Below are 2,217 nucleotides of genomic sequence, written 5' to 3'. Positions count from 1 at the left end.
TCCCTCCGTGTCCCTGTCCATGTTTTTCAACTTTTGTCGTGTACTTAGGTTTGAAGCATAGAATCTGTGCAAACCCTGCCACCATACCGAACCCAAGCCGGTTGGCAGGGAAGTCGGGGGCAGGCTAAACCTCAATGGCCTTGCCCCATTCGCCCAGGAAGGCGGTCTTGCCCCGTTCTTGTAAAGCCTTTGCCAGCATTTGCAGCTTGTCCACTTCGCCATGCACCAGCGCTATGCGCTGCTCGCAGTCCAACCAGTCGAGCAGTTCATCGCGGCCTGCGTGCCCAGAAAAGCCGCCCAGGGTGTGGGTTTTTGCCCTCACCCGCACAGTCTCCCCCATAATCCGCACCGACTCAGCATTGTTAATCAGTAGTTCTCCCAGGCCGCCCCTGGGCTGGTAGCCCGTAATAATCACCGCGTTTCTGCTGTCGGGCAGGCCATGTCGCAGGTGGTGCAGTATGCGCCCCCCCGAGAGCATTCCATTGCCAGCAATAACGATAAGGGGACCCTGCCTCAGGTTAAGGGCCTTGGACTCCTCTACACTGTGGGTGTATTCAAGGCGCCTGGGACGGAAAGGGTCTTTGCCATGAGAGTAAATTTGCTGCACCTCAGTGCTGAAAAAGTCCCGCACTTTTGGGTAAATCTCACTGATCTTGGAGGCCATGGGCGAGTCCACAAACACCGGTACACTGGGGATAGCCTCCCGCTGCTCGAGCTCGCGAATGTAAAACAAAACCTCCTGGGTACGCTCAAGGGCAAACGACGGTATAAATACCTTGCCCCCCTGGGCCAGCACATCACTCAGGATTTCAGCAAACTCCTCCAGGGTCGCGGCAAACGGACGGTGTGAACGGTCGCCGTAAGTTCCCTCGCAAAGCACAAGATCAACCTGGGCAGGGTAGTCGGGGTCAGTGAGCACGTCCTTACGCCGGTGGCCCAGGTCACCACTAAAAATCAGGGACTTACCTCCGGCCTCGAGCTGAATAAAAGCACTTCCCGGCAGATGCCCTGCATCGCGCAAGCGGTAGCGAAATGGCCCCAGGCCCTGCGTCTGGTAATAAGTAACTTCCTCCAGGCGGCCATAAAGTTCAGCCAGGTCGGTTTCGTCCCAGGGCAAGGGCGGAACCTCGCGGCCTTTGCGCTCCAAGCGCTGGCGCTCTTCCTGCATCAGCTTTAAGGAGTCCTCGAGGATCACCGGCAATATGAGCCGGGTTGGCTCGGTCACATACACCCGGCCCGCGTAACCCTGCCGTATCAACATAGGCAGGCGTCCGATGTGGTCGTTGTGGGCGTGGGAGATCAGTACCGCATTAATGCTTTTGGGGTCGAAGCCAAAAGGCTCTTCATTGCGGTCTTCATCAGCGCCCTGGTAGGCGCCACAATCCAGCAACAATCGGTAGTCCTGCTGTTCTACCAGATGGCAGCTGCCAGTCACAGTCTGGGCCGCACCAAAAGGGGTTATCCGCATGAATGTACTGTACCAGACCATGCGCCCTCAGCCGCTTACCCAAGCGGGCCAGGCTTTTGGCTTGCCGCAACGCTTTTATTTGGCTTGACAGCCCCTCGTCTGTAGTGTAACCTTACGACTTGGACGAGGTTCAACCCCTCTGTCCAGGCTACCATCGGAAGAACAGCAAGCCGGGCCACCCTAGCTCAACTGGTAGAGCACCCGACTTGTAATCGGAAGGTTGTCGGTTCAATTCCGATGGGTGGCTCCACAAGGGCAGGTGGCCGAGTGGTTAAAGGCGACAGACTGTAAATCTGTTCTCTTCGGAGTACGGCGGTTCGAATCCGCCCCTGCCCACCAAGCACCTTTAGGGTGTGCTCATAGCCGATAGCCAATAGCCAAAAGCTGCAAGCCATCAGCTATAAGCGGTGCGAAAACGCCCAGCGCGGGAATAGCTCAGTTGGTAGAGCATCTGCTTCCCAAGCAGAGGGTCGCGGGTTCGAGTCCCGTTTCCCGCTCCATAAGCGCTTCGTGCGCGAATACCCCGGTGCTCGGGTAGCTCAGCTGGTAGAGCACACCCTTGGTAAGGGTGAGGTCGTCGGTTCAAGCCCGATCCCGAGCTCCAAACCCACACCGCCCGTCCACCGCTGCGGGCGGTGTGTTCCTGAAAAGGGAAAACACTTTAGCGGAAGCCAAAAGGAGGCAATACATATGGCGAAAGGCGTATTTGAGCGCACCAAACCCCACGTAAACGTGGGCACCATCGGACA

The 2,217-nt window shown here is 57.3% G+C and carries 1 protein-coding gene and 4 tRNA genes; 4 read left to right on the top strand and 1 reads right to left on the bottom strand.

What is annotated here, in order from left to right; genetic code table 11:
• Window positions 1-124: 124 nt before the first annotated feature.
• On the bottom strand, window positions 125-1,468 hold the full coding sequence (locus ABWU19_RS14720; RefSeq protein ID WP_435902389.1) for an MBL fold metallo-hydrolase: 1,344 nt from the start codon (window positions 1,466-1,468) through the stop codon (window positions 125-127).
• Window positions 1,469-1,642: 174 nt separating this feature from the next.
• Here ABWU19_RS14720 and ABWU19_RS14715 point away from each other — a divergent pair.
• From ABWU19_RS14715 to ABWU19_RS14700, 4 genes are all read left to right on the top strand, one after another.
• A tRNA-Thr gene (locus ABWU19_RS14715) sits at window positions 1,643-1,718 on the top strand.
• Between the two features lie 3 nt (window positions 1,719-1,721).
• Window positions 1,722-1,807, top strand: a tRNA-Tyr gene (locus ABWU19_RS14710).
• Window positions 1,808-1,892: 85 nt separating this feature from the next.
• A tRNA-Gly gene (locus ABWU19_RS14705) sits at window positions 1,893-1,968 on the top strand.
• Between the two features lie 28 nt (window positions 1,969-1,996).
• A tRNA-Thr gene (locus ABWU19_RS14700) sits at window positions 1,997-2,072 on the top strand.
• Window positions 2,073-2,217: the final 145 nt, after the last annotated feature.

The sequence above is a fragment of the Meiothermus cerbereus genome, assembly GCF_051297115.1.
Taxonomy (GTDB): Bacteria; Deinococcota; Deinococci; order Deinococcales; family Thermaceae; genus Meiothermus; species Meiothermus cerbereus_A.
Note: the sequence above shows the minus strand (reverse complement) of the source record. Positions and strands in the feature narration are given on the sequence as shown.

What these genes read in the sequence shown, in the direction of transcription:
- ABWU19_RS14720 (WP_435902389.1), bottom strand. Translation starts at nt 1,468, where the DNA reads ATGCGGATAACCCCTTTTGGTGCGGCCCAGACTGTGACTGGCAGCTGC.